This is a genomic window from uncultured Dysosmobacter sp. (assembly GCF_947631165.1).
GTDB lineage: Bacteria > Bacillota > Clostridia > Oscillospirales > Oscillospiraceae > Oscillibacter.
Genome location: NZ_CANRKH010000008.1, coordinates 82,558 through 96,633, shown reverse-complemented (window position 1 = coordinate 96,633; position 14,076 = coordinate 82,558). Strand labels below are relative to the sequence as shown.

At 59.2% G+C, this 14,076-nt stretch carries 14 protein-coding genes; 12 read left to right on the top strand and 2 right to left on the bottom strand.

The genetic code is table 11. From position 1 onward, the window contains the following. From rpmF to Q0Z69_RS06030, 4 genes are all read left to right on the top strand, one after another. Window positions 1-192 (top strand): 50S ribosomal protein L32 (gene rpmF, locus Q0Z69_RS06045; RefSeq protein ID WP_298030805.1); only part of this gene is annotated, 192 nt, incomplete at its 5' end. 361 nt (window positions 193-553) lie between these two features. After that, window positions 554-1,879: a ribosome biogenesis GTPase Der gene (gene der, locus Q0Z69_RS06040; RefSeq protein ID WP_298030803.1), complete on the top strand. Its 1,326-nt coding sequence runs from the start codon at window positions 554-556 to the stop codon at window positions 1,877-1,879. Window positions 1,880-1,882: 3 nt separating this feature from the next. Further along, window positions 1,883-2,566 carry a glycerol-3-phosphate 1-O-acyltransferase PlsY gene (gene plsY, locus Q0Z69_RS06035; RefSeq protein ID WP_298030801.1) on the top strand — a complete coding sequence of 228 codons (684 nt, stop codon included), beginning with the start codon at window positions 1,883-1,885 and terminating at the stop codon, window positions 2,564-2,566. Window positions 2,567-2,577: 11 nt separating this feature from the next. Further along, window positions 2,578-3,582, top strand: coding sequence for an NAD(P)H-dependent glycerol-3-phosphate dehydrogenase (locus Q0Z69_RS06030; RefSeq protein ID WP_298030799.1), 1,005 nt, complete (start codon window positions 2,578-2,580; stop codon window positions 3,580-3,582). A 94-nt stretch (window positions 3,583-3,676) separates the two neighbouring features. Here the strand turns inward: Q0Z69_RS06030 and rpmB are convergent, their stop codons facing one another. Both rpmB and Q0Z69_RS06020 read right to left on the bottom strand, forming a co-directional pair. After that, window positions 3,677-3,865: a 50S ribosomal protein L28 gene (gene rpmB, locus Q0Z69_RS06025; protein ID WP_298030797.1), complete on the bottom strand. Its 189-nt coding sequence runs from the start codon at window positions 3,863-3,865 to the stop codon at window positions 3,677-3,679. 227 nt (window positions 3,866-4,092) lie between these two features. Then, window positions 4,093-4,551: a hypothetical protein gene (locus Q0Z69_RS06020; RefSeq protein WP_298030795.1), complete on the bottom strand. Its 459-nt coding sequence runs from the start codon at window positions 4,549-4,551 to the stop codon at window positions 4,093-4,095. A 271-nt stretch (window positions 4,552-4,822) separates the two neighbouring features. On the opposite strand from Q0Z69_RS06020, the gene hprK reads away from it, so the two are divergent. The 8 genes from hprK (at window position 4,823) to Q0Z69_RS05980 (ending at window position 14,024) form a co-directional block, all read left to right on the top strand. Beyond that, the gene (gene hprK / locus Q0Z69_RS06015; protein WP_298030792.1) at window positions 4,823-5,755 is read left to right on the top strand and encodes an HPr(Ser) kinase/phosphatase; all 933 of its coding nucleotides are present in this window, start codon (window positions 4,823-4,825) and stop codon (window positions 5,753-5,755) included. An 86-nt stretch (window positions 5,756-5,841) separates the two neighbouring features. Continuing rightward, window positions 5,842-6,759: a UDP-N-acetylmuramate dehydrogenase gene (gene murB, locus Q0Z69_RS06010; protein WP_298030789.1), complete on the top strand. Its 918-nt coding sequence runs from the start codon at window positions 5,842-5,844 to the stop codon at window positions 6,757-6,759. A 24-nt stretch (window positions 6,760-6,783) separates the two neighbouring features. Beyond that, entirely contained in the window at window positions 6,784-7,647 is an 864-nt protein-coding gene (gene rapZ, locus Q0Z69_RS06005; RefSeq protein WP_298030788.1) for an RNase adapter RapZ, read from the top strand. 14 nt (window positions 7,648-7,661) lie between these two features. After that, a complete protein-coding gene (gene yvcK / locus Q0Z69_RS06000; protein ID WP_298030785.1) occupies window positions 7,662-8,708 on the top strand; it encodes a gluconeogenesis factor YvcK family protein in 1,047 nt (348 codons plus the stop codon). Window positions 8,709-8,839: 131 nt separating this feature from the next. Beyond that, complete coding sequence (whiA, locus tag Q0Z69_RS05995; RefSeq protein WP_298030784.1) at window positions 8,840-9,739, top strand: DNA-binding protein WhiA; 900 nt, start codon at window positions 8,840-8,842, stop codon at window positions 9,737-9,739. 38 nt (window positions 9,740-9,777) lie between these two features. Further along, a complete protein-coding gene (locus Q0Z69_RS05990) occupies window positions 9,778-10,227 on the top strand; it encodes a C-GCAxxG-C-C family protein (protein ID WP_298030782.1) in 450 nt (149 codons plus the stop codon). Between the two features lie 39 nt (window positions 10,228-10,266). Then, a complete protein-coding gene (locus Q0Z69_RS05985) occupies window positions 10,267-10,518 on the top strand; it encodes a hypothetical protein (protein ID WP_298030780.1) in 252 nt (83 codons plus the stop codon). An 11-nt stretch (window positions 10,519-10,529) separates the two neighbouring features. After that, window positions 10,530-14,024: a DNA polymerase III subunit alpha gene (locus Q0Z69_RS05980; RefSeq protein WP_298030779.1), complete on the top strand. Its 3,495-nt coding sequence runs from the start codon at window positions 10,530-10,532 to the stop codon at window positions 14,022-14,024. Window positions 14,025-14,076: the final 52 nt, after the last annotated feature.

The following is a 14,076-nucleotide window of genomic DNA, read 5'->3' as shown; positions in this document are numbered from 1 at the left end:
GCAGTACCTAAGGGAAAAGTATCCAAAGCAAGACGCGATAAGCGGCGCAGCTCCACTTGGAAGCTGGCGGCCCCCAGCCTCGTCAAATGCCCGAAATGCGGTGCGCTGCACCTGCCTCACAGAATGTGCCAGGAGTGCGGCAGCTACAATGGCCGCGAGGTCAAGACCGTCAAGTCCGTCGTCGCGAAATAAGGATTTGAAAGCTTGCTTAGGAGGGAAGAGGATCTTCCCTCCTTGCTTTTTGCCCACCATGCGGAAGAGGGGTGCGAGACAAGCGGCAGTGTTTACTGCCGCCGGCTCGGACGACTATATCGCCCGCAGGGACGGTAGTATGATTGGCTGCATGGATAGGACGATTCCGGCGATGATATGGCCGGCTATGATGTTTTTATCCAGAATATCACCACCGTGGTCATGGATTGGAACACCCATCATCAAATCAGCACCGGGCTGGTCATGAAATGGGGTAGGGATTTTTTAACTTGCTATCCAGACGGCTGCCGGATATAATATAAATACATTTTTGAGAAACTCAGAAAGGATGTGAGAGCCGATGAGACCCATCGTTGCCATCGTGGGACGGCCCAACGTGGGCAAGTCCATGCTGTTCAACAAGCTGATCGGCAGACGGCTTTCCATTGTGGAGGATACCCCCGGTGTGACCCGGGACCGCATTTATGGGGAGACGGACTGGAATGGCCGCCCTTTTACCCTGATCGACACCGGCGGCATTGAGCCGCGGGCCGACAGCCAGATCCTGTCCTTTATGCGGGACCAGGCCCAGATCGCCATTGAGAACGCCACGGTCATTGTGTTCCTGACGGACATCAAGACCGGACTTACCGCCTCGGACCACGAGGTGGCCAGCATGCTGCTGCGGAGCGGCAAGCCCATCGTGCTGGCGGTGAACAAGATGGACTCCACCGGCGCGGTGGATCCAGATTTTTACGAGTTTTACAACCTGGGGCTGGGAGACCCCATCGCCGTCTCCGCCATTCACGGCCACGGCACCGGCGACCTGCTGGACGCCTGTGTCCAGTATTTTCCGCCGGAGGACCAGGAGGAAGAAGAGGACGACGCCATCAAGGTGGCGGTCATCGGCAAGCCCAACGCGGGAAAATCCTCCCTGGTGAACAAGATCCTGGGGGAGAACCGGGTCATCGTTTCCGACGTGGCCGGCACGACCCGGGACGCCATCGACTCCCGCTTTGAAAACGAACAGGGCAGTTTCGTGTTCATCGACACCGCGGGCATCCGCAAAAAGTCCAAGGTGGAGGAGGACATCGAGCGGTACAGCGTTCTCCGGGCCACCATGGCCATCGAGCGCAGCGATGTGTGCCTTATTATGATCGACGCCACCGAGGGCGTGACGGAGCAGGATACCAAGGTTGCCGGCCTGGCCCACGAGGCGGGCAAGGCCAGCATCATCGTCATCAACAAGTGGGATCTGGTGGAGAAGGACGGCAAGACCATGGACCACATGCGGGAGAAGGTCCGCCAGGATCTGGCCTTCATGCCCTACGCGCCCATCCTGTTCATCTCCGCCAAGACCGGCCAGCGGGTCGATAAGCTTTTTGAGCTGATCGACTATGTCTCCAACCAGGCCAGCCTCCGCATCACCACCGGCATGCTGAACAACGTGCTGGCGGACGCCCAGACCCGGGTCCAGCCGCCCACGGACAAGGGCCGCCGCCTGAAGATCTACTATATGACCCAGGTGGGCATTCGCCCGCCCCATTTCGTGGTATTCTGCAATGACGCCCGGCTGTTCCACTTCTCCTATAAGCGGTATCTGGAAAACTGCATCCGCAATACCTTCGGCCTGGAGGGCACGCCTGTGGTCATCTCTATCCGGCAGAAGGGCGACAAGGAGGAGTGAGCAATGGCGATGCTTTTGAGCGGCGGAGGAAGTGGATATATCTATGTCATGCCCGCTGTGGACCAGATGGTGCTGGCGGCGGCGGTCACTGCTGCGGCATCCTATTTCCTGGGCTGCTTCAACGGTGCGGTCATCGTCTCCAAGTATATCCTGCGGGACGACGTGCGCACGCACGGCAGCGGCAATGCCGGGCTGACCAATTTTTACCGGACCTTTGGCGGTCCCTTGACCGCTGTGGTGATCCTGTGTGACGTGCTGAAAGCAGTCATTGCTCTGTTGCTGAGCGCGTGGGCGTTTTCCAGTCTGGACCCTGAGGCGGCGCTGTTTGGAAAATACTGGGCCGGCCTCTTCTGCCTGCTGGGCCATATGTTCCCCTGCATGTTCCATTTCAAGGGCGGCAAGGGCATTCTCTCCGGCGGCACCATCGCCATCATGATCGACTGGCGCATCGCCCTGGTGGTCTGGGGCGGCTTTCTGATCCTGACCATCCTGACCCGGTATGTGTCCCTTGGCTCTCTCTGGGCCGGGGCCAGCTTTCCCTTCATCTCCTGGTACTGCTATCCCGATCCCGTCATTGTTATCCTGGCCTTTGCCTGCGGAGGATTGGTGGTGTGGCAGCATCGGGGCAATATCAAGCGGCTGATCCAGGGAAATGAGAATAAACTTAGCTTCCATCATAAAAAATAGGAGGAATGGCCATGAGAGCAGTGGTGGTAGGCAGCGGTGGCTGGGGCACGGCCCTGAGCATGGTCCTCTGCGACAACGGGCATGACGTAACATTGTGGTCCCATAACAGCGCCAAGGCGGCGGAGATGACCCGGACTCGGGAGAATCCGCTGCTGGAGGGCGTCCGCCTGCCGGATCGCCTGAAGATCACTGGAGACCTGAGCTGCCTGGAGGGCGCGGACCTGGTGGTCAGCGCGGCGCCCTCCTTTGCCGTCCGGGAGACGGGGAATAGACTGGCACCCTATCTGCGGCAGGACAGCGTTCTGGTGTCCGTCTCCAAGGGCATTGAGCGGGACACCAACCTGCGTATGAGCCAGGTGCTCCAGGAGACCACTAATCATATCTGTAAAGTGGTTGCCCTTTCCGGCCCTTCCCACGCGGAGGAGGTGGGCATTCGGATGCCTACCGGCTGTGTGTCCGCCTGCCCGGACCGGACGGCGGCCCGGTTTGTGCAGGACGCTTTCATGAACGACTATTTCCGCATTTACACAAGCTATGACATCATCGGCGTGGAGCTGGCGGCGGCCCTGAAAAACGTGGTGGCACTCTGCTGCGGCGTGGTCACGGGCCTGGGCTATCAGGACAACACCAAGGCCCTGCTGATGACCCGCGCCATGGCGGAGCTGACCCGCCTGGGGGAGCAGCTGGGCGGCACCCGCCGCACCTTCGGCGGTCTTGCGGGCATGGGGGACGTGATCGTCACCTGCACCTCCATGCACTCCCGGAACAACCGGGCGGGCATCCTGATCGGTCAGGGCAAGACCGTCCAGCAGGCCATGGAAGAGGTGGGCGCTGTGGTGGAGGGCTATTACGCCGCTGAGAGCATCCATCAGCTGGCGGAGCGGGAGCAGGTGGACATGCCCATCTGCCGCTGCGCCTATGAGGTGCTGTACAACGGCAAGAGCGCCCGGGATGTGGTGGCGGAACTGATGACCCGCGCCAAGAAGGACGAACTGCTGGAGACTGCCTGGTTGTAACTATCACAGAGCGCCGCGGCTTTTGTCGCGGCGCTCTGATTTTCTACAAAAAGAAAAATCCCGGACCGAAGTCCGGGATCTTTGTTTGCACGATTCAGATCGCTCTGGTGACCTTACCGGAACGCATACACCGGGTACAAACATACACATGGCGGGGAGAACCGTTGACGATCGCCTTCACACGCTTCACATTGGGCTTCCAGGAACGATTGGAACGCCGGTGAGAGTGGGAGACCTGAATACCAAAGGTCACGCCCTTGTCGCAAAACTCGCACTTTGCCATCCGTTGCACCTCCTTGCTGTTGCGTACTAACCATGCCGCGATTCACAGGCACAAATGGTATGATACCAGAAATATTCTGAAAATGCAAGAAGAATTTTCAGAAAAATGAAGTTTTTTGCCAGAGGCGGAACCTGGTCCCCTCTTTTACTCTTTGTGCCGTTTTAGGCACAAGCGAACCTCACTTCGTTGAATTGACAGAGGAAGGTTCCTGCTGAATCCGAACAGCCCTATAAAACAGGAATTGTTATGTGAACTTCATCCTCATCCTTATAGTAATTCAGCATACGCTCATACATGTCTCTGGTCTGCTCTTCGTCTCCCCATGATAAGGGCTCATCAGCATAACTTAGAGTCCAGAAGGGTTCTATGTTCTGAATGTTCCCGGGCAGGCTTTCCCATAAGCTGAACATTCGACTTGCAAAATATTTTATATCCGAGCAATCCGCATAAATCTCCTTTAATTTTCGCATTAAAATCCTGCCGAGCCGCTCAACGTCAAGACGATTGTAATCAAAGTTTGTTCTCACATAAGTGACAGCTTTTTTAATGTCCGTTTCCCATTCTAAATAAAGCAGGTCATCATTTTTAGGGTCGTTGAGAAATAATTCATCCAGCCGTTTGTTATATTCATTTTCCGTTACTAATTCCTCATAAAGCAAAATCGCATAAACCAACAATTCCTCCATAATAACGCCCCCAGCTCCCGAGCTGCCGTTTTGAAACCATTATATCCTGCTTTATAGATCATTGCAAGGAGACAGTGAAATCGACATAGGGCCTGCCGATAACACAAAGGGTATAGGGAGAAATCGGCGAAGGTGTTGCGGAATCAGGGAAATTCATATATAATACAAAAGAATAGACCCCAAGAGATTTTTTGACCGCGCGGCCGGGTGTTCCCACGGCGGCGAAGGATAGGCGGACCGGTCCCGGCCCGCGGAAAGAGAGGGAGAGAGCATGCACGACAGAGGCTTGAAAATCACAGATTTTGTAAAGGCCTTTCATTTAGAGGTACTGAATCGGGGCGGAGAATATGAGACCGCCATGCTGACGATTACGGACGTAAACCGCCCAGGTCTGCAGTTCCACGATTTTTATGACTATTTCGACCCGCGGCGCCTGCAGGTCATCGGGAAGGCAGAGGTCATGTTCCTCAAGGGCCTGACGGTAGAGCAGCGCCGGAAATGCTTTGACAACCTGTTCTTGTATGACATTCCCGCCCTGGTCATCTCCCGGGGCTTGGACTGCTTTGAAGAGTGCATGGAAAGCGCCCGGGAGCACAGCAAGACTCTGCTGCGGACCCAGGAGACCACGGTGGAATTCACCAGCCACACCATTGATTACCTCAACAGGATGCTGGCCCCCTGCGTGACCCGCCACGGTGTTCTCCTGGACATCTACGGCGAGGGTGTGATGATCACCGGCGATTCCGGCGTTGGCAAGAGTGAGGCGGCTATCGAGCTGATCATGCGGGGCCACCGCCTGGTGGCGGACGACGCGGTGGAGCTGCGCCGCATCTCCGACCAGCTGATCGGTACCGCGCCAGAGGTCATCCGCTGTTATCTAGAGCTGCGGGGGATCGGCGTCATTGATCTGCGGCAGCTGTTCGGCATGCGTGCCATCAAGGTGGAGTCTCAGTTGGACCTGGTGGTCCATTTTGAGCCGTGGGATCAGACAAAATTCTATGACCGCCTTGGCATCGAGGACCATTTTACCCAGATCCTGGACGTTCAGGTGCCCATCGTTACGATCCCGGTCCGGCCCGGCCGGAACCTGGCCAGCATCGTGGAGGTGGCGGCGATGAATAACCGCCACCGCAAATTCGGCTTCAACGCCGCTCAGGAGCTGGCCCGCCGGGTCGATCTGCGGGCCGACGGCGGCAAGCGCTGACCAGCGGCCCGGATCGTCCGGGCATAGCCGCGGAACACCGCTGGAGCCGCGTGTTCCCGGCAGACCATATGTGAGGAGGTCCTTGGATGGACTGGTATACGGAACTGGATGCATGGATCGCGGACTATCTGCCGGATCTGAAGATCGTGAACGAGGAGCCGATGAGCCGCCACACCTCCTTCCGGGTGGGCGGTCCCGCCCGGCGGATGGCCTTTCCAAACACCCGGGAGCAGCTGGTGCTGCTGCTGGACCGGGCTGCGTCCTGCGGAGCGCGGCCTCTGGTCATCGGCAACGGAACCAATCTGCTGCCGCCTGACGAGGGCCTGGACCGGCTGGTGATCGATACCTCGGCGGGGCTGACCCGGCTGGAGGCGGTGGGAGAGAACGCCGTTCTGGCGGAGGCCGGCGTGCCGTTGGCCCGGCTGGCGGACTTTGCCTGCAGGCAGGGTCTGACAGGACTGGAATTTGCTCATGGCATCCCCGGCACCGTGGGAGGCGCTGTGTGTATGAACGCTGGGGCCTACGGCGGCGAGATGTGCCAGGTGATTCGGAGCGTATCCATACTCTTCCCTGAGGCGGGCATCCGAAACCTTTCCTGCGGCGAGATGGACTTTGGATACCGCCGCAGCCTGCTGACAGACAGTCCGGAGGCAGTGGTGCTGTACGCGGTGTTTGGCCTGACTCCCGGAGACCCGGCGGTCATCCGGGAGCGGATGCGGGAGCTGATGGACCGCCGCAAGGCCAGCCAGCCTTTGGAATGGCCCAGCGCGGGCAGCACCTTCAAGCGGCCCGAGGGATATTTTGCCGGAACGCTGATCGACCAGTGCGGCCTGAAGGGCTTGACGGTGGGCGGCGCCCAGGTCAGCGAAAAGCACGCAGGCTTTGTCATCAACCGGGGCGGCGCCACCTGTGCCGATGTGCTGGCGCTGATCCGCCAGATCCAGAAGCGGGTCTTTGACGCCTCTGGCGTCCGTTTGGAGCCAGAAGTGAAGATCGTTCGCTGAGACTGCATAAAAGAGGGCGTTTATATGGAAATCCTCATCATTTCCGGGCTTTCCGGCGCGGGAAAAAGCAAAGCGGCCTCCTTCCTGGAGGATATGGGCTTTTACATCGTGGATAACATGCCCGCCGCCATGATCTTGAAATTTGCGGAGTTCTGCGCCGTCAGCAACGGGCGCTATGACCGGGTCGCGCTGGTCTATGACGTACGGACGGCCAATTCCTTTGACGAGCTGTTCGATGTGCTGGATAAATTGAAGGCCATGGACGGCCTGTGCCGCATGCTGTTTTTGGAAGCGTCGCCGGAGGTCATCATCCAGCGGTACAAGGAGACCCGCCGCCGCCATCCGCTGCGGGACCGGTCGGATTCTCTGCCGGAGGCCGTCCGGCGGGAGTGGGAGCTGATGCAGCCGGTGCGGGACCGGGCGGATATCGTGGTGAACACGACCCATCTTTCCACCGCCCAGCTGCGGAGCGAGCTGCTGAGCTATTTTGCCGCGGCGGGGGAGAAGGGCGGCATGACCGTCAGCGTCATGTCCTTCGGCTTCAAGCACGGTCTGCCGCTGGATGCGGACCTGGTGTTTGACGTGCGGTTCATGCCCAATCCCTTTTACATCGAGGAGCTGCGGCCCCTCACCGGCCTGGATCAGGCGGTGTCGGACTATGTGTTCAGCTTCCCCCAGACTGGGGATTACCTGAAGCGGCTGGAGGAGCTGCTGGCCTTTTCCCTGCCGCTGTACGCGGAGGAGGGAAAGACCAGCCTGGTCGTCGCCGTGGGCTGCACTGGCGGCCGCCATCGCTCCGTGGCGGTGACCCACGCCCTGGCGGAGTTTATCCGCCAGCAAGGCTATCAAACGGCAGAGAATCACCGGGATATGAGCCGGAGCGGCTGAGAGAAAGGAGCCATATGGACGGAATTTATCGTGTTCCGCGGAACAAAGGGCCGCGGATCGCCGTCATTGGCGGCGGGCACGGCCTTTCCACCATGCTGCGGGGCCTGAAGCGCTATACGGAAAATATCTCCGCCATCGTCACGGTGGCGGACGACGGCGGCGGCTCCGGCATGCTGCGCCAGGACCTGGGGATGCCCCCGCCTGGGGATATCCGCAATTGCCTGACGGCGCTGGCCAACACGGAGCCGCTGATGCGCCAGCTGATGGATTACCGCTTCACCGATGGATCGCTGGCGGGACAGAGTTTCGGCAACCTGTTCCTGGCGGCGCTGAACGGCGTGTCATCCTCTTTTGACGACGCGGTGCGCCGCATGAGCGAGGTGCTGGCCATCACCGGCCGGGTCTTGCCCGTCACCACGGCGGACGTGCGCCTGGAAGCGGAGTTTGAAAACGGAGCCACCGTGGTGGGGGAGTCCAAGATCTTCCACTGCAAGAAGGAGGAGGACTGCCGCATCAAGCGGGTGCGCCTGCTGCCGGAATACCCCAAAGCCCTGCCGGAGGCGGTGAGTGCCATCGCCGAGGCGGATATGATCGTCCTGGGGCCGGGGAGCCTCTACACCAGCATCATCCCCAATCTGTTGGTAGACGGCATCGTGGAGGCCATCCAGGCGTCCCACGCTCTGAAGGTCTATGTCTGCAACATCATGACCCAGGAGGGGGAGACGGAGGGCTACACCGTTTCCGACCACATCGCCGCTCTGTTCCACCACTCGGCTCAGGGATTGTTCGACCTGTGTCTGGCCAATTCTTCCCCTATTTCCAAAAGCGTTGCCGCCCGGTATGCGGAAGAGGGTGCTGAACCTCTGCTGGCGGACGAAAAGCTCTGTAAGAAGCTGGGGGTAGAGGTCATCAGCCGTCCTGTGGCCACGGTGGAGAACGGCTATGTTCGCCACCATCCCGACCATCTGGCCCGGGAACTGATCCTGCTCCACGCCGAGCGCAGCGTCCGTATCGCGGGCGATTACAAGGCAGACGCCTACCGGGTCGAAAAGAAGCCATAAAGCATGTGGAAAACGGCGGTGGACCTCTGCAAGATCCGACGTTTGGGAGAAACAGAGGGGGAGATCCTTACGAGCGAGCCGGTGTTGACCGCTTGAGACGGGGCGGATCGCCTTGCCATTGAGGAGTGAGTATGTCCTTTTCCTTTGATACGAAAAATGAATTGTGCCGCCTGCCGGTGCAGAAGCTGTGCTGCGCCCGGGCGGAGGCCTATGGTATTCTGCTGTACTGCAATACCTTCAATTCCACAGAGGTCCGGATCATCACGGAAAACCGCAATTTTGCCGCCCGGCTGCCCAAGCTGTTCAAACGGGCCTTCCACCTGCAATTTGACCGGCAGCCGGAACCGGAGCAGGCGGGCAAGCTGGTCTTTCAGATCACGGAGCGGAAAAAGCTGGACCGCATCATCAATCTGCTGGGCTATGATCCCCGGCAGAACCTGGTGCTCCACATCAACTTCGGCCTTCTGGAGGAGGATTGCTGCCGTGCGTCCTTTCTGCGGGGGGTGTTTTTCGGCGGCGGCAGCATCACGGACCCCCTGAAGCGCTATCACCTGGAGCTGACCACCTCCCACGCCCAGGCCAATCGGGAGCTGGAAGTCCTGCTGCGGGAGAGCGGATATCCGCCCAAGAGCCTTTCCCGCAGCGGCAGCTTCATCACCTATTTCAAGCAGAGCGACCAGATCGAGGATTTCCTCACGCTCATCGGCGCGCCGGTGGCTGCTATGAAGATCATGTCCGCCAAGCTCGAAAAGGACCTGAGGAACAGCGTCAACCGCCGCCTGAACTGCGACAGCGCCAATCTGGACAAGACGGTGGAGGCCGCCCAGGAGCAATTAGAGGCTATCCGGGGATTGCAGCGGGCGGGCCTGCTGGACCAGCTCCCGGACAAGCTGCAATTGACGGCGGCCCTCCGTCTGGAAAATCCGGAGCTGACCCTCAGCGAGCTGGCGGAGGAATTTGACCCGCCGGTGACCAAATCCTGCCTGAATCACCGGCTGCGAAAGCTGATGGAGCTGGCCAGAGGATTGTAAAAATAAAGTGATTTTTCATCACAGATAGGAGAACAGCTATGGATCGCTGCGAAAAGGCATTGGAATTGCATAAAAAAGGCTTCAATTGCTGCCAGAGTGTACTGGCGGCCTTCACGGATCTGACGGGCCTCACAGAGCAGGCCAGCTTTGACATCGGCGGCGGATTTGGCGGCGGCGCTGGCATGGGAGAGCTGTGCGGCGCCATCAGCGGGGCTGTGATGACCCTGGGGATCTTGACCCCGGCGGACCCCAACGATCCCATGGGCAGCAAAAAACAGGCGGGCCGCCTCGCCAGGGAGCTGCAAAAGCGGTTCAGCGGAAAATTCGGCGCTCTGCGGTGCCGGGATCTGCTGAAGAACAAAACGATCCCCGCCGGCGCCGCTCCCGCCGCCCAGCGCCTGGGCGTGACCGACCACTGCGGGATCATGGTCGTCACAGCGGTGGAGCTGGTGGAAGAGCTGCTGGCGGAGCGGGCGGAGAAGCTATAAAAGAAAAAATGGACTGTCACAAGGCGCAGAGGATCTGCCATGGGCTGTTTTTTTGGCGGCTTGGCCTGTATGCTTTTGGCCCTCCTGGGGGGACAAGAGGGCGTGGGACCGCTGGTTTTCATCTTGGGGATCCCGGGGCTGGCCGCCACGTTTGGCGGTTTGCTGTTTGGTTTTGTGTCTGTCCGCTGTCCCCACTGCGGCGGGAGCCTGACGCAGGGACGGCTTCCCTCGGTCCCTGATGACTGCCCCCACTGTGGGGAGAAGCTGAAAGAGGATAAGAAAGAGGAATAAGGGAGGGCGCTATGGCCTTTGTCCATTTACATGTGCATACGGAATACAGCCTGCTGGACGGCGCGTGCCGCATCCGGGATCTGCCGAAGATCGTGAAGTCCATGGGGCAGGATGCCTGTGCCATCACAGACCACGGCGTGATGTACGGCGTCATCGATTTTTACCGCGCCTGCCAGGCGGAGGGAGTCAAGCCCATCATCGGCTGTGAGGTGTATGTGTCTCCCAGAGGCCGCTCCCGGTTTGACAAGATCCATGAATTCGACGCCGAGAGCCGCCATTTGGTGTTGCTGTGCGAGAACGAGGAGGGCTATCGCAACCTCTCCTACATGGTGTCCATGGCCTGGACGGAGGGCTTTTATATCAAGCCCCGCATCGACCTGGCCCTGCTGCGGGAGCACAGCGGGGGCCTCATCGCACTGTCTGCGTGCCTGGCGGGGGAGATCCCCCGGATGCTGCGGAACGGGGAGTATGAAAACGCCAAAAATTACGCCCTGGAGCTGAGCGAGATTTTTGGACCGGACCATTTTTACCTGGAGCTGCAGGACCACGGCATCCGGGACCAAGCCGTCGTCAACCGCTATCTGCTGCGTATCCATGAGGAGACGGGCCTGCCGCTGGTCTGCACCAATGACGCCCATTATCTCCGCAGGGAGGATGCCGAGGCCCACGATGTGCTGCTGTGCATCCAGACCGGCAAGACACTGGACGATGAGAACCGGATGCGGTATGAGCCTCGGAATTTCTATCTCCGCAGCGAGGCGGAGATGGCGGAGCTGTTCTCGGACTACGAGGACGCTATGGAGAACACCGCCAAAATCGCGGACATGTGCGATCTGGAGTTCACTTTCGGCAAATACCACCTGCCGGAATTCCAGCTCCCGCCCGGCTACGACAGCTTTTCCTATCTGAAAAAACTGTGTGACGAGGGCTACCAGGAGCGCTACGGAGACAATGACCAGTACCGGCAGCAGCTCCAGTACGAGCAGGATATGATCGAGAAAATGGGCTTCACCGACTATTTTCTTATCGTCTCCGACTTTGTGCGGTACGCTAAAAGCGTTGGCATCCCGGTGGGACCGGGCCGCGGCAGTGCGGCGGGTTCCATGGTCAGCTACTGCCTCTATATCACGGATATTGACCCTATGGAGTACAGGTTGTACTTCGAGCGGTTCCTGAATCCTGAGCGGGTGAGCATGCCGGATATCGACATGGACTTCGGCGATACCCGACGGGGCGAGGTGGTGGACTATGTTCGCCGGAAGTATGGCGACGATCATGTGGCCCAGATCGTCACCTTCGGCACCATGGCGGCCCGGGGCGTGATCCGGGACGTGGGCCGGGTCATGAATATCCCTTATGCCGATGTGGACGTCATCGCCAAGCAGGTGCCCAACACCCTGCACATCACCCTGGATGACGCCCTGCGGCTCTCCAAACCCCTCAGCGATTCTTACGACAATGACCCGCAGGTGAAAAAGCTTATCGACACTGCCAGAGCCTTGGAGGGGATGCCCCGTCACGCTTCTACCCATGCCGCCGGCGTGGTCATCACCAAGCGGCCGGTCTATGAATATGTGCCGCTGGCGAAGAACGACGAAGCGGTGGTCTGCCAGTATGTCATGACCACGCTGGAGGAGCTGGGCCTGCTGAAAATGGACTTCCTAGGCCTGCGCAACCTGACTGTGCTGGACGACGCGGTGAAAATGGTGCAGGCGTACCAGCCGGATTTCCGGTTGGATCACATCCCGGAGAACGACCCGGAGACCTTTGAGATGATCTCCCGGGGCCAGACCTCCGGTGTATTCCAGATGGAATCCACGGGCATGACCGGCGTGTGTGTGGGCCTGAAGCCTCAGAATATCGAGGATATCACCGCTATTATTGCATTGTACCGCCCTGGCCCCATGGACTCCATTCCCCGGTTCATCGCCTGCAAGCAGGATCCCAAGCTCATCAAATACCGCCATCCGGCCCTGGAGCCCATCCTGTCCGTCACCTATGGATGTATCGTTTATCAGGAGCAGGTGATCCAGATCTTCCAGCAGCTGGGCGGTTATTCCCTGGGCCAGGCGGATATGGTGCGTCGGGCCATCTCCAAAAAGAAGGCTGCCCAGATCCAGAAGGAGAAGGACGCCTTCATCCACGGTGATAAGGAGAGAAACATTACAGGCTGTGTTGCCAACGGTATTCCAGAGGCTACGGCGGAGGCCATTTATCAGGAGATCTACGACTTCGCAAACTATGCCTTCAACAAAGCCCACGCTGTCAGCTATGCGGTGGTGGCCTATCAGACAGCCTATTTCAAGTGCCACTATCCCCGGGAGTATATGGCCGCGCTGCTGACCAGCGTGCTGGACAACTCCGATAAGATCGCCGGGTATATCACCGAATGCAAGGACTGCGGCATCGCTCTGCTGCCGCCGGACATCAACCGCTCCGCCGACCGCTTTACGGTGGAGGAGGGAGGCATCCGCTTTGGGCTGGTGGCCATCAAGAACATCGGCCGGGGCTTTATCCAGGCGGTGATGCGGGAGCGGGAAAACGCGCCCTTTACGTCTCTCAACGATTTTTGCAGCCGGATGATGGGCAGCGAGATGAACAAGCGGGCGGTGGAAAACCTCATTCGCTCCGGTGCGTTCGATAGCTTCGGCGCCCGCCGGTCTCAGCTCATCAAGGTCTATGAGAAGGTCCTGGACTCCACCGCCGCCCAGCAGCGGCAGAACCTGGAGGGCCAGATGGACTTCTTCTCTATGGCTTCCGGTATCAGCGGCAGCACAACGGCTGTGAAGGAGATCCCCCTGCCGGATGTTCCGGAGTTTACTGCACAGGAATTGATGACCATGGAGAAGGAGACCACGGGTCTGTATCTCTCCGGCCACCCCATGGACCAGTATCGGGATACTGTGAAAAAGCTGAACGCCCCCACTATCGGCGCGATTTTAGAGGACTTTGCCCAGGAAAACGGTCCGACCCGGTTTGCCGATGGTCAGCGGGTCACGCTGGCGGGCGTGGTGACTTCCAGCAAGACAAAGACTACGAAAAACAACAGCCTGATGGCTTATGTGGTGGTGGAGGACGACACTGCCTCCATAGAGCTGCTGTGTTTTTCCCGGGTCCTGGATACCTGCGGCGCCTACCTGCGGGAGAACCAGGCGGTAGTGGTAAAGGGGCGGCTGTCTGTCCGGGACGAAAAGGCACCCCAGCTCATGTGCGATTCCGCCTATCCGCTGTCCACCGTGGACGGCGGCCTGCCGCCGGAGACCGCGCCGCAGCATAAGGGGGACAAGCTGCTGAAGGGAGAGACCCTCTTCCTGAAGTTCCCCAGTCTGGATGATCCGGCAGTACGGCATATGAAGCTGGTGTTTTCCATGTTCCCCGGGACCACGCCGGTGAAAATGGTCATGGCGGACACCCGAAAGGTCTATGGAAGCAGCGTCCTGCTCCATAAGGCGTTAGTGGAAGAGGCGCAGGAAACGCTGGGCGAAGCCAATGTGGTGGTGAAATAAAGAAGGGAAGTGTGTGGTGGTGAAGCGCTGCCAAGCCATGGCTGGGATCGTC

Bases quoted from the DNA above. Each gene is read 5' to 3' on its own strand.
- der (WP_298030803.1), top strand. From the start codon at position 554: ATGAGACCCATCGTTGCCATCGTGGGACGGCCCAACGTGGGCAAGTCC.
- plsY (WP_298030801.1), top strand. From the start codon at position 1,883: ATGGCGATGCTTTTGAGCGGCGGAGGAAGTGGATATATCTATGTCATG.
- Q0Z69_RS06030 (WP_298030799.1), top strand. From the start codon at position 2,578: ATGAGAGCAGTGGTGGTAGGCAGCGGTGGCTGGGGCACGGCCCTGAGC.
- rpmB (WP_298030797.1), bottom strand. From the start codon at position 3,865: ATGGCAAAGTGCGAGTTTTGCGACAAGGGCGTGACCTTTGGTATTCAG.
- Q0Z69_RS06020 (WP_298030795.1), bottom strand. From the start codon at position 4,551: ATGGAGGAATTGTTGGTTTATGCGATTTTGCTTTATGAGGAATTAGTA.
- hprK (WP_298030792.1), top strand. From the start codon at position 4,823: ATGCACGACAGAGGCTTGAAAATCACAGATTTTGTAAAGGCCTTTCAT.
- murB (WP_298030789.1), top strand. From the start codon at position 5,842: ATGGACTGGTATACGGAACTGGATGCATGGATCGCGGACTATCTGCCG.
- rapZ (WP_298030788.1), top strand. From the start codon at position 6,784: ATGGAAATCCTCATCATTTCCGGGCTTTCCGGCGCGGGAAAAAGCAAA.
- yvcK (WP_298030785.1), top strand. From the start codon at position 7,662: ATGGACGGAATTTATCGTGTTCCGCGGAACAAAGGGCCGCGGATCGCC.
- whiA (WP_298030784.1), top strand. From the start codon at position 8,840: ATGTCCTTTTCCTTTGATACGAAAAATGAATTGTGCCGCCTGCCGGTG.
- Q0Z69_RS05990 (WP_298030782.1), top strand. From the start codon at position 9,778: ATGGATCGCTGCGAAAAGGCATTGGAATTGCATAAAAAAGGCTTCAAT.
- Q0Z69_RS05985 (WP_298030780.1), top strand. From the start codon at position 10,267: ATGGGCTGTTTTTTTGGCGGCTTGGCCTGTATGCTTTTGGCCCTCCTG.
- Q0Z69_RS05980 (WP_298030779.1), top strand. From the start codon at position 10,530: ATGGCCTTTGTCCATTTACATGTGCATACGGAATACAGCCTGCTGGAC.